The 12,369-nt window shown below is 34.9% G+C and carries 10 protein-coding genes; 4 read left to right on the forward strand and 6 right to left on the reverse strand.

Features of this window, described 5'->3' with window-relative positions; genetic code table 11:
- Window positions 1-106: 106 nt before the first annotated feature.
- From rplI to dnaE, 4 genes are read right to left on the reverse strand one after another with little or no spacing between them, the layout of a single operon-like run.
- On the reverse strand, window positions 107-661 hold the full coding sequence (rplI, locus tag ABWU64_RS00805) for a 50S ribosomal protein L9 (protein WP_353279653.1): 555 nt from the start codon (window positions 659-661) through the stop codon (window positions 107-109).
- Window positions 662-664: 3 nt separating this feature from the next.
- A complete protein-coding gene (gene rpsR, locus ABWU64_RS00810; RefSeq protein ID WP_015587948.1) occupies window positions 665-943 on the reverse strand; it encodes a 30S ribosomal protein S18 in 279 nt (92 codons plus the stop codon).
- Window positions 943-1,716, reverse strand: a complete 774-nt coding sequence (gene rpsF, locus ABWU64_RS00815; RefSeq protein WP_015587947.1) for a 30S ribosomal protein S6 — start codon at window positions 1,714-1,716, stop codon at window positions 943-945. Before rpsF ends, rpsR begins: the two co-directional genes overlap by 1 nt.
- Before the next feature lie 48 nt (window positions 1,717-1,764).
- The gene (gene dnaE, locus ABWU64_RS00820) at window positions 1,765-5,085 is read right to left on the reverse strand and encodes a DNA polymerase III subunit alpha (RefSeq protein WP_353279654.1); all 3,321 of its coding nucleotides are present in this window, start codon (window positions 5,083-5,085) and stop codon (window positions 1,765-1,767) included.
- A 200-nt stretch (window positions 5,086-5,285) separates the two neighbouring features.
- Here dnaE and ABWU64_RS00825 point away from each other — a divergent pair, with 200 nt between their 5' ends.
- Complete coding sequence (locus ABWU64_RS00825; protein ID WP_353279656.1) at window positions 5,286-6,206, forward strand: ankyrin repeat domain-containing protein; 921 nt, start codon at window positions 5,286-5,288, stop codon at window positions 6,204-6,206.
- A 218-nt stretch (window positions 6,207-6,424) separates the two neighbouring features.
- Here ABWU64_RS00825 and ABWU64_RS00830 read toward each other — a convergent pair whose 3' ends face one another.
- Both ABWU64_RS00830 and lipB read right to left on the reverse strand, forming a co-directional pair.
- Window positions 6,425-7,399 carry an LD-carboxypeptidase gene (locus tag ABWU64_RS00830; RefSeq protein ID WP_015587944.1) on the reverse strand — a complete coding sequence of 325 codons (975 nt, stop codon included), beginning with the start codon at window positions 7,397-7,399 and terminating at the stop codon, window positions 6,425-6,427.
- Complete coding sequence (gene lipB, locus ABWU64_RS00835; protein WP_214241490.1) at window positions 7,399-8,016, reverse strand: lipoyl(octanoyl) transferase LipB; 618 nt, start codon at window positions 8,014-8,016, stop codon at window positions 7,399-7,401. The genes ABWU64_RS00830 and lipB overlap by 1 nt, the downstream gene beginning before the upstream one ends.
- A 239-nt stretch (window positions 8,017-8,255) precedes the next feature.
- Between lipB and ABWU64_RS00840 the strand changes: the two genes are divergently transcribed.
- The 3 genes from ABWU64_RS00840 to ABWU64_RS00850 all read left to right on the forward strand — a co-directional run bounded on the left by ABWU64_RS00840 (window position 8,256) and on the right by ABWU64_RS00850 (window position 12,354).
- Window positions 8,256-9,833 carry a hypothetical protein gene (locus tag ABWU64_RS00840; protein ID WP_353279657.1) on the forward strand — a complete coding sequence of 526 codons (1,578 nt, stop codon included), beginning with the start codon at window positions 8,256-8,258 and terminating at the stop codon, window positions 9,831-9,833.
- 291 nt (window positions 9,834-10,124) lie between these two features.
- Window positions 10,125-11,300, forward strand: coding sequence for a phage portal protein (locus ABWU64_RS00845; RefSeq protein ID WP_353279658.1), 1,176 nt, complete (start codon window positions 10,125-10,127; stop codon window positions 11,298-11,300).
- Window positions 11,301-11,352: 52 nt separating this feature from the next.
- Window positions 11,353-12,354 (forward strand): ankyrin repeat domain-containing protein, encoded by a 1,002-nt coding sequence (locus tag ABWU64_RS00850; RefSeq protein ID WP_353279659.1) that lies wholly within the window; start codon window positions 11,353-11,355, stop codon window positions 12,352-12,354.
- Window positions 12,355-12,369 lie beyond the last annotated feature (15 nt).

Genomic DNA, 12,369 nt, shown 5'->3' on the forward strand with positions numbered 1-12,369 from the left:
TGTCATTCCAGTGCATGACACTGGATCCCAGTATCATGCACTGGGATGACACCAGCTTAGCAATGGAAGACATTTCTTTACGACTATAACAAGGGATCATCTTTGATCAGCTATCATCACCATCAGTAGCTTCTTTACTCGCATCTTGCTCTGCCTCTTGTTGCTCAGATTTCTGATTTTGCAACTTTGCTTGCCTTAATTCATGTGCATCTTTCTCAGATCTGACAATGTATATAGTAATTGGCACTATCACTTTACTATGTAATTCTATATTCACTTGATACTCGCCCAAATTTTTGATGCTTATTCCACCCAAAGATAAACTATGATGACTTATATCATATCCTTCTTGTAATAAAGTTTTTGCAATTTCACGTGTGGTTACAGAGCCAAAAATCTTTCCATCCTCTGAAGCTTGTTTTATTAATATAATAAATTTATCATGCAGTGATGATGCAAGCACTTTTGCTGCATTTAATTTTTTGGTATTTTCTTCTTCCAATAATAAACGCTGTTCCTCTAACTTTATTAAATTTTCCTTAGTGGCTTTCATCGCCTTTTTTTGTGGAAAAAGAAAATTACGTGCATAACCTGGCTTAACTTTGACAACTTCACCAAGCTTACCTAAAGTTGTTATATTTTCCTTTAAAATTATTAACATAAATTACCTAACTTTTTTAGTACAGTAAGGAGCAAGAGCTAAAAAGCGTGCTCTTATAATTGCTAAGCGCAACTTTCTTTGTTTTCTTGCGCACACACCTGTTAACCTTCTAGGTAATATTCTACCATAGTCAGAGGTGAATTTGGACAATAAATCTATATTCTTATAGTCTATGTCCTCATCTTTAGATGCAGCAAGAGGACAGACCTTAGGACGCCTAAAGCCAGTTCTGTTATTTACAGACACGTAAGAATTATTAAAACTATTTCGTCTTTTCATCATTATGCACTTTTCTCCTCAATTTGTTTATCCATCATGTAAGATTTACCTTTAAAAAACTCATTAACCCGCACAGACAAGTGGCGAATAATATTCTCATTCAGTTTTACTCTACGCTCAAATTCATCCATAATGCTTGAAGTAAAACTTATACACATCATACAGTAATGACCACTTTTCATCTTATTTATTGGGTATGCAAAATCCAGTAGACCCCAATATTCATATTTTATCAATCCTGAAGCTTCAATATTTTTCAAAAGCACTTCCAGCGTTTTATTCAATTGATTTGAGTCTACTATTTTAAAACTTTTTAAAACCTCTTGAAGGAGCTTTATTAGATATTGTGAAATATTTTCCTTAAAAGCATTTACTACATTATAGATAAATGCACTTTTAGTGTTAGCTCCTGGAAGGTCCATAAAATTTTGTTTTATTCCCGTATCACTTAGTTCATTTTTTAATTCTTTATCGATTCTTGACTTTATTTCTTTTAAATTTGAAAAATCTTCTTCCAATTCAACCCATAAAATTTTTGTCAGAGTTTCTAAAAAATCAGAGTAAACAATCAGACTTTTTTTAATGCTTTCAGTACTTGCCTCTAGCTCTTGTTTTGTAACTGTGCTATGTTCTCTTTCTATGAGACCTTTAACCTCCTGAGAAATAACATCTGCTTTAATATTTTTCAACAAAATAGCCAATTCTTGGACCATTTCTTCTACTTCTTGCTGCAATAAGTTCGGTTGTGCTATAAAAGTAAATTCATAGAGATTCACTATATCTTCCTTTAATATCAATTAAACACTTTATTATATAAAACTTTTTTATATAAGCAAGTTATTTGTATTAATTTCTACGTCTTCAATCCAACTTAAGTGAGATATTTCATAAATAGCTTGGGGGGTGATTGAATATGTACCTGGCAACAAGATGCTGACTTTATGTTTTTCGAGAAGAAACTTTAGCATTATTTTGGTTTTGCCTCCATTTTTCAACACTGCATTCAACTCCTCAGCAACTTTTTGCGAGTCTGCACATACAGCAGTTAAAACTAATCCTTTCATTAGAGAAGTAACCTTTTCTGTAAATTCAGATATGTCCTTTCCTGATAGTCTCGTTGTGTTTTCTGAAATTTCAAGATCAATTATCACAAATGCTCCGGGTGAAAATAGATTCCTTTTTTCTTCTATTATTTCATTATTGTAGAATGCTATTTCAGAAACATTGTGGGGATCAGAAAGTGTTAGGATAACAAATCTTCCACGTTCTGAGGTTCTCATACGCACATTTAATATTACACCAGCAGTTTTTATCGTTTTACTCTCTCCGATAAACCCAATATTTAATTTTTTCAAGAGAGTTCTAAATTTTTCAAGTGGATGATTAGTTAAGTAAAATCCCAATGAAAATAACTCATGCTCTAATTTTTCCTCTTCATTAAAATCTTCCACGTTCTCAAGTTTTGGCTTCAGAATATCAAGATTACCAAATAAAGCAGCTTGATTTGACTGCCTATTTTTATTTGCAAAGTAAATCAATGTGTCTATTGACTCGTATAACTGCTTTCTATTTTTGTGCACACTATCGAATGTTCCAGATTTAATTAAACTTTCTAATGCCCTTTTATTTATTATATGCCCCAAATTTTGAATAAATTCCCATATGTCCTTATAAGGTGCATTTACTATTCCTTCTGCTATAGCAAAACCAACATTACGCAAAGCAGCAATTCCGTAGCGTATGCGCTCACCCTCTATTGAAAATTCAGCCTTAGATTTGCTGATATCAGGCGAAAGAACAGCAACTCCACTGAATTTTGCAGCATGATAAAACAAATTCAGTTTGTCTCTATCATCAATGTTGAGATTCATCAAGGCCGTAAAAAATTCTAGCGGGTAGTTAGCCTTAAGGTAAGCTGTTTGGTAAGATATAATCGCATATGCTGCAGCGTGGGATTTATTAAATCCATAACCAGCAAATTTTGCAACAAGATCAAAAATATAACTTGCCCTGTCGTAATCAACACCGTGTTTTGTTGCTCCTTGAACAAAAAGTTCACGTTGTTTATCCATCTCTTCCTTAATTTTCTTACCCATGGCACGTCTGAGTAAATCTGCTTCTGCGAGGCTATATCCAGAGAGAATACGCGCTATTTCCATTACCTGTTCTTGGTAGATTATTACTCCGAATGTTTCTTTTAACACCTCCTCAAGCAATGGATGAATGTAATCTGGCTTTTCAAGTCCATGCTTTCTTGCAACATAAGTTGGGATGTTATCCATAGGCCCTGGGCGATAAAGAGAAATTAAAGCGATGATATCTTCAATACAGTCTGGCTTTAGTTTGATTAAAGCTTCTCTCATCCCTGAACTTTCAAGCTGAAACACTCCGATTGAATCACCTCTTGAGAGCATTTCATAAGTTCTTTGATCAGCCAAAGAAACCGAGGAAATATCAAATTTTTTTTCATCACGATTAATTAAACGACATACATGATCTATTAGTGTTAGCGTACCAAGTCCAAGAAAATCAAATTTTATTAACCCAGCTTTCTCCACATATTTCATGCTGTATTGAGTGATTGGCAAAGCCGAATTTGGATCATAATAGACGGGAACAAAATTTTCTAACTTTTGATCGCATATCACAACTCCAGCAGCATGAGTTGAAACGTGACGGTATATTCCTTCAAGCTTCAAAGAGATATCAAGGAGTTTTGCAATTACTTCATCACTATCTCGTTCTTTCTGCAGATTTTGATCAAACTCTATCGCTTGTGATAAAGTTACCGGATTTACCGGATTAAATGGAACCATTTTGGATATTTTATCCACCTGAGCGTAGGGCATCTGCAATACTCTACCAACGTCACGCAGCACAGCTCTAGCCTGCAATTTTCCGAAAGTGATTATTTGAGCAACATAACCGTACTTCTTCCAAACATAATCAATAACTAAATCCCTCTTTTCCTGGCAGAAATCAATGTCAAAATCGGGCATCGATATACGATCAGGATTTAAAAATCTTTCAAAGATCAGACCAAATTTTATTGGATCAAGATCTGTAATTTGTAAGCTCCAAGCAACAATCGACCCAGCACCAGAACCTCTTCCCGGTCCAACTGGAATGCCATTTGCTTTGCTCCAACGAATGAAATCAGAAACTATCAAAAAGTAGCCAGCGTAGTTCATCGAAGTTATTACGCTTAGTTCGTAATTCAGCCGATCGTAGTATTGTTTAAGGTCTATGTCCGTTTCATTTGCAATACGCAGCTTCAACCCTGAAACTGCCTGCTCCCTCAGTTCTTCATTCTCAGTTTTATTTTCTCGACAAGGAAATTTAGGTAAGATAGGCTGCCTGCTTCTTGGCATGTAAGAGCACCGCTTAGCTATCACTAAAGTGTTATGAATTGCTTCGGGAATGTCGCTGAACAGCTCCTCCATTTCTGCCACAGATTTGAAGTAATGCTCGGTAGTTAACTTCTTTCTGTTATTCTCCAGGGCATAACTGCCCTCCGATATGCACGTTAATATGTCATAAGCCTCATAGTCAGACTTATTTGGAAAAAACACATCATTCGTTGCAACTAGTGGTATATTGCGCTGATAAGCAAAATCTATTAAAGCTTCTTCAAGCTCTAGCTCTTTATTCAGCCCATGACGCTGCAATTCAACATATAAATGACCATCGAATGCTGAGAGCAGTCTTTTTATCGTTTCTTTATCTTGCTTCAATAACAGTTGAGCCAATATGCCGTCATATCCACCAGTTAAGGCGATTAGGCCTGAACTTAAATTTAATAGCTCATCAAAATCAACGTAAGGAATATCGCTATTATTCTTGCGCTTTTTAAAAGACTCACTCACCAAGGTGACTAAATTAGTGTACCCTTGTTCATTTTTTGCAAGTAGCAGTATTGATAAATTTTGTTCTAAGTGTCGAACGATAATATTGCATCCTATTATTAGCTGTATTCCCCTATTAGCTGCATATTCTGCAAATTCAAGTGAGCCAAATAAGTTACCTGAGTCAGTAACTGCAACTGCCGGCATTTTGTTCTGCAAACAAAGACCAATCAGCTCCTCAATTTTAACCGAACTCTCAAGCAGAGAATAAACGCTATGAACACGCAAGTGTATGAACATAAAAAACTTTAGATTAGCAATAAAAGGATAACATTAATTTGCTCGTAAGGATATGAAAAGGTCTAACACTGAAATAACACCAAATAGGCTATTTGAATCTAATTTACTATTCACAATCCCGGTTATTAGCTTGTTTTAATTGACTTTTTATCATAACTATGTAATAATTAAACATATTGTTTAATATTGAAGGTAGAATTATGACAGGAGAATATGAATTACTGAAAAAAGTACTGAGTACGATTGAGGTTAAGGAAGGCTTAAATCAAGATAATATAATTGAGGAAATACAAGAAGAACTAAAGAAACAGGATCAAGATCTATATCTATATCTAGAGTGGGAGAAAGGTGAATTTGATTTAAATTATGTATTTGGTCCTCTCTTCTCAACGAAGGAGTTTACGTTATTAATGATAGCTGCTGAGAATGGTCACACAAATATAGTAGAGATTTTAGTTGAAAAAGGAGCAGATGTTAATGTGAGAGATCATCATGCTAATACTGTTTTGTATTTAGCTACTAATAATGGTCACGAAGGTATAGTAGAGATTTTACTTGAAAAAGGAGCAAATGTTAATGGGAAAAGTTCTTTTGGTGTGGTTCCTTTGCATTTAGCTGCTAAGAATGGTAACGAAAATGTAGTAAATGCTTTAATTATAGAAGGAGCAAATGTTAATGAGAAAAATATGAATGGTCTTACTGCTTTGCATTTAGCTGCTTCGAGTGGTTGCGAAAGTGTAGTAAAGGTTTTACTTCAAGCAGAAGCAAATGTTAATGCAGTAGATAAAAATGGAAAGACTCCGGTAGATTATGCTAAGAGTAAAAACGTAATAAAAGCTCTATTAGAAGCAGGAGGAGGTTCTTTTTTGAAAGCATCTCGTAAAGGAAAGATTGCCGGTGGAGTAACTGGATTATTAGGCACTTCTATAGCAGTGGCACTTTTTACAACTGGAACAATTACAGCTCAGTTGATACCTATCGTTATAGCAGTGGTTGCAGTTACAGCAGCAGCACTGGTAGTTGGTTATGCTACATATGAATTACTAAAGCCTAGTACTAAAGTTGATGGAGCAGAGAAATCATCTGCCGCCTTAATAAATGGACAGCAGGGAGTTTGCTAGCATTCCTTCATAGTAGAGCGCGTGACGCAGGTTCCTGGATCCCAGTGTCTGGGCATTGGGATGACAACGAAGGGGCTGCTTGAATAACAACGAAGGGTTATTTGGATAATAGCCGTACTTGATCTGGATTCCAGTGTCTAGGCACTGGGATTACAAGAAGGAGGGCTACTTGAATGGTTGAAGGGAAAGTGCTGGAATGAAAGGAGTGTTAGATAAAGCTACTTGTATAACTGTTGCACATCCATAAACTCCTTCTCGTCTTGAACGCTAATGGTAGTGTGAGTGTTGAAAGGTAAAGGGTCATTTGTATGTCCATGACCTACCCCTTTTATTGTAAATACAGGAAAGTTAACACTTTTTGCAAACCTTTCTTTTACAACTTCAACAAGATTATCATTATAACAGTTAATAAAGTCTCCAAAGATTACTGCATCTACTCCATCAAAAATATGAGCTTGTTTTAGGTGATCTAGACTGCGCTCAATTGAATATGGATAAACTTTTATGTCTTCTAAAAATAGAATTTTGTTTTTTGCGTTTATTTGCCAAGCAGTTCCTATGCTATTTTCAACCAAAGTCATATTACCACCGATGATTTTAGACTCTAATCTGCCATTTTTTAGTCTAACTCCATTATTTATCATCTTTAAGTTGTCAAATCTGATAGAGTTGCGTTGGTTAAGAATTAATTCTTTTAATTTTTCAACAGAGCTTTCAGCAACAGAGTTATTTACTATCATCTCTAACATGGTGCCGTGAAGGGTTTGCCAGTCATATTGAACCTGTAGATAGATATGTAAAGCAGTGATGTCACTATAGCCTATAAGAATTTTCTTATTTTTGTTTTGAGCAATTCTTTCTTTTTTATCATTGGGTAACTTTTCTAGATAGGGAATTAGCCGAGAAGCCCCTTCTCCTCCTCTGATACACCAAATTATTTTGCTATCATCAGTGAGCGCATTAACCAAATCATTCGCTCTAAACTCATCAGAGTTAGAATAAAATGGGTTGTCATTACTGTATATTTTCTCCGAAATGTGAGGATTAAAACCCAAAGTTTTTACGTATTCTCTTATAGTAGGCAGATCTGATTCTTTTCCTTTCGAAGAAGGAGCAATAATATCAACTTGATTGATTGTGTGTGCAGGATTAGTGAGTAAAAGGCATAGAAAATAAAGAATAAAGGAATACATTAAAATATCTTATGAAACTCTTGCTTTAATATATCATCTAATTCGCAAAGAGAAACTTTTACTCCTAGTTTTTCCATTGATGTAACGCCGTAATCTTTTAGTCCACAAGGAATAATACCCTTATAGTGGGAAAGGTTTGGAGAGACATTAAGTGCTATGCCATGATAAGTTACCCATTTTCTCAAGCGAATGCCAAAAGCTGCTATTTTTTCTTCTACTCCGTTGTTGTTCACCCAAATGCCTATTCTATCTTCCTTAAATTCCCCAAGTATATTAAAGTGTTTTAAAACATTTATGATCCAATTACTTAGGTCCCTGATATACAGCTTGATGTCACATTTGTTTCTTTTTTTGAGGTTTAGCATTAAGTATATAATGCGCTGCCCTGGCCCGTGATATGTATATTTACCACCCCTACCTGTTTTATATATAGGAAATAATTTTTCAATAATGTCATCATCTGTTGCACCGATTCCTGCAGTGTAAAGTGGAGGGTGCTGGAGCAGCCATACTAGCTCGTCAGATAAATTATTGTAAATTTGTTGAATTTTTGCTTCCATGAATTTTATAGCATGGTTATAATCAGTAAATTGGTTAGAGATTAGCCATTCTGTCATATTCAATTTCTTTTATTTAATTTTATAATACTTACTTGCTTTTCAAGCAAGTTTAGGCTTTTGGTAAGCTTTTAAGGCTTTCCGTATAAAGCTATATAGGGCTTTTGTAACAAAAAAGGAAAGTTATCACCTAATAATAAAGAATTTGACATATATTGCTAGATACGCTAATATTTTTAATAAATACTTAATATTCATGTTAAATTAAAATATTTTAGTTAATTTTGTAGGGGAATTTTATGTTAGGTACAACACAAGAAAATCAAAATGAATTGAGTCAGTTTAATCAAGAACAATGGGATCAATTCGTAAAAGACTTGATTAAAAAGGAAAAGGAAGATTTAGAAGTAGTAAAAGAACAATCTAAGAAAAATAAAAAGGAAAATATAGAAACTCTGGAAAAACATTTCCATGATAGAACAATTCAGCCTATAAGCGAGTTCAAGAAAGTAGGAGAGAAAGAAGCAGGCTGCAGCTCAGGATTTCAAGCAGAGCATGAGTATAGTAACAATGAAGGTGATAAGGCACATTTCATGATTAAGTCTGTTCTAAATCATACGCTTACAAAAGAGGAAGAACAGTCTAAGTTAGCACAATTCAAAGAATCTTTTTACAAAGGATCAAGAAAAGCTACAAAATTGCAAAATCCTTATTTGCCAGATTTTGTAATAAACAATCTTATTGATCAATTATGGCAGCAAGTAGAAAGCAATATATGTCATGATGACCTCAATATTGCTGATTTTATCAGGGAATATGTTGCTGGTGGTTTATATAAGCTGTTTTTATATGACAGAGCTCCAATTGTTGAATTGGTAACAAATAACGATTTGCCAAAGGAAAGATTTGCTAATCGTAATGATCAATTTAAAGAGCACATTGAGAAAGAGAAATACCAGGATAAGCTTTATCTGAGATCAAAGTTTTTGGACAAATTTACAACATTAATGGATCTTCAGGAAAAAGGCAAAAATTACCAAGATGCAAAAGGTTTTGAGAAAATACTGGCTGCTCAAATATTGCTTGGAGAAGTTGACATTACACAATCAGAAAATTTTGGTGTAATAGAAAAGGAGTATGAAAATGCAAAGGGTAAAAAAGTAAAAGAAAAACTCTGGGCAAAAATTGATCATGGTAGATCATTTTATTTGAGCTTTAGTGGCACCAAAAGTTATTTACAAAACTTTTGTGCCTTTCTGATCATATTGAGAGGCTATGGCATAAAAATAGATCTAGAAAAGCTATCAAAAGAGTTAAGAGATTTTATTGACTATTATGATAAGAACAAAGAAAAGCTCGAAGTTTTAATAGATAGAAAGGCAAGCACTTTAAATCATATATTGAATCCTAATATGCAGTTTAACCTTAGGTATATTAATGGATCTAAATTTAATATTAGGAATTTTAAGTGCATGAACGGGGAATTTAAAGGCCAGAAGATGTTTTCTCTTTCAATTCTTGATAACGATTCTCCAAGTACTAGTTTTAGTGATTACTTTAAGCAAAACTTAGAAACCCAGGTTAAAATGGCAAGAAATCTTGCTGGACCATGGAAAAATTTCGATAGAATTGAAAAGATTTATAGTTACGTAATCAAACCTTCATTCTATCTATTTGTTCCAACGTTAATAGCCGCTATATTTACAAGTGGAACTTTAGGCACAGCTTTTACTGTAGCTGCAGCAGTTACAGGGATGTGCATGCTTGTTGGAATAGTGACAAACATTTGTCTTAATGTTTATGCAATGAGTAGCTGCAATAGCAAAATTAACGATCCAAAAATTGAGGGATTGCAAGAAAAGTCTCAGCTTTGTTAACAGCTTATGCCTCCTTTGGATGACGCTAATTTCTTTATGACGGTGTCATCCAAGTAGCCCCTATTTGTCATTCGAGTAGCTGGCACTAGGATCCAGCTTTTCATACAATCTAGTCAAAGGTGTTCGTTCTGGTATAAAACAGCTATGCTCACCAATTAAGTGCGCTATCTACAATTACATTCTTGGATCCCAGTGTCAAGCACTGGGATGACATCATTCTTGTAACACTAATTGATATAATTCAACTACAATTTCAATCTTTTAACACATTCGATTTTTCAGGAGGCACATATGAATTTTAACATTTTTCAAAGAAAGAAAAGTAGTGAATACTCTGCTTTGCAACTAATGATAGAACCAAGTTGGAGTAGGCGCGATTATGCAAGTTTTGCTGAGGAAGGCTACATAAAAAATGTCATTGCCTTTCGAGCAATTAATATGATCGCAAGTGCTGCATCTTCGGTACCTTTTACTCTCTACCAGCTTACTGATCAGGGAAAGTCACAACTAAAAACACATCCTTTACTAAAATTACTTTATTCTCCTAATCCAATGACATCAAAATCGGAATTTATTGAAGGGATTGTGACTTATCGATTAGTTAATGGCAATTCTTATGTATTGATGATTGAGGTGCAGCACAAACCAACAGAGCTTTATCTTCTGCGCCCTGATAGAGTTGAAATTATTCCAGGAAGAAATAACGTTCCTTATGCCTATCGTTATACCGTAAATAACAACAGTTATGACTTTAGAGTTGATAAATTAACCGGGCGTTCAACAGTACTGCATCTTAAAACCTTTAACCCTTTGAATGATTGGTATGGACTTTCACCAATTGAGGCAGCTGCATATAGTATAGATCAGCATAATCAGGCTGGTGCTTGGAATCAGGCAATGCTGCAAAATGGAGCAAGACCAAGTGGTGCAATAGTTGTAAAATCAGAAAAGGATGGAAGTGGTGGAAACTTAAGTCAAGAGCAGTACCAACGCTTAAAAGGACAGATAAATGATCATTACTCAGGTCCTGTCAATGCTGGAAGACCTATATTGCTTGAAGGGGGTCTAGAGTGGAAGGAAATGAGCTTATCACCGAGGGATATGGATTTTATTGAGTCAAAACATAGCTCAGCTCGTGATATTGCGCTAGCTTTTGGCGTTCCGCCGCAGTTGCTTGGCATACCAGGTGATAACACTTACAGTAATTTAGTTGAAGCACGTCTTTCCCTTTGGGAACAGACAGTCTTACCGACTCTAGAAAATATTATTTGTCACTTAAATTCTTGGCTAGTGCTCAAGTTTGGCAAAGATTTATGTTTGTCATATGATAAAGACGCGATAGAAATTCTAATGGAAAAAAGGCAAAAGATGTGGAAATACGTGGAAAACGCAAGCTTCATGACGCTCAATGAAAAAAGAGAAGCTTTTGGCTTGCAACCGTTACCCGGTGGTGATAGGCTGGGTTGATATTATTCTTTTTACATATTAAATTAATTACAATGAAATTGTGGAGTAAATTATGAATGAGAGGGAACAAAGAGAATTGGATGAATTATTAATGAATTCTTCTAAAGGAGAGAATATACAGCAGATTACGGAGTTGATAGAAGCTGGAGCCAATATTAATGCAGTGAAAATTGAGCAAAAGGAGACTCCTTTACATATTGCAATTAGGTATGGTCATAAGGAAGTAGCAGAATTTCTGCTTAATGAAGGGGCAAATATTAATGCCTTAGAAAGGCGAAAGTGGACTCCTTTACATACTGCAGTTAAAAGTGGCAAGATGGAGGTAGCAGAATTGCTGCTTGATAGAGGAGCAAATGTTAATGCAGTAGATAATCTGGATATGACTCCTTTACATTTTGCACTTAAGTATAATCGGGAGGAATTAGTAAGGTTGCTGCTTGATAGAGGAGCAAATGTTAATTCAGTAGACAAGAAAGGAAGGACCCCTTTATCTATTGTAGCTAGTGATGATTACCAAATAGGGTATTGCGATAAACCGATGTTAGTAAGAACTATAATTGCATATGCTGTGGTACATAGTGGTATCACAACGAAACCAGAGTGTATTGTCAAAAATATTGAATTGTCCAAATTTTGGGATGATTATCAGAATGAGATGATGAACATCAAGCTTAATAACAGCAATATATCATTATATCAGTTTCTGCGAGAGAATGATGAGAATAAATTAGCAGGTTATTTGTCTGATAGAGAATATGATGAAATAAGGTATTCTGACAAATTGGAATGTATATCAGAATTTCCTGAACACGCTGATAAGATAGTAAGCCAATTTGATAAGTCATTGGCCAGAAGGGATTTGTTAGATAAAAGTAGAGCAGCTATAGAGAATTCTAATTTGCAGGTGTTATGTCAAGTTTTTAACGAAATAACTTATCACTTAACAGATAAAGAGTTAAAGAACATTATAGAGGCATTTCCAAGTCAGAATTTGGATAATCCAAGTGCTGAACAACTGCAGGGAGCTAGCCAGGTTAGGCATAGGTTCAGTTGATCTACGTGTATTATG

Origin of the sequence: Wolbachia endosymbiont (group B) of Xanthorhoe designata, from assembly GCF_964028585.1 — a bacterium.
Lineage (GTDB): Bacteria > Pseudomonadota > Alphaproteobacteria > Rickettsiales > Anaplasmataceae > Wolbachia.